Source organism: Streptomyces durhamensis (assembly GCF_000725475.1).
In the GTDB taxonomy this organism is placed as follows: domain Bacteria; phylum Actinomycetota; class Actinomycetes; order Streptomycetales; family Streptomycetaceae; genus Streptomyces; species Streptomyces filipinensis.
The window spans coordinates 1-214 of record NZ_JNXR01000215.1 but is presented as its reverse complement, the minus strand read 5'-3'; the positions used below and the strand labels follow the sequence as shown (position 1 = coordinate 214).

The window sequence follows — 214 nt, the reverse complement described above, 5'->3', positions numbered from 1 at the left end:
GCGGTCGGGGGTCCACTGCATCGGGGTGCGCACGGCGTCGCGGTCGCCGAGCCAGATGTTGTCGCCCATGCCGATCTCGTCGCCGTAGTACAGGATCGGTGAGCCGGGCAGCGAGAGCAGGAGCGCGGTGAACAGCTCGATCTGGTTGCGGTCGTTGTCGAGCAGGGGCGCCAGGCGGCGGCGGATGCCGATGTTGGCGCGCATCCGCGGGTCT

1 protein-coding gene is annotated in these 214 nt (G+C 70.1%); it reads right to left on the bottom strand.

From position 1 onward, the window contains the following. On the bottom strand, window positions 1-214 hold a 214-nt coding region (locus IO33_RS45520; protein ID WP_037687687.1), incomplete at both ends, for an alpha-amylase family glycosyl hydrolase.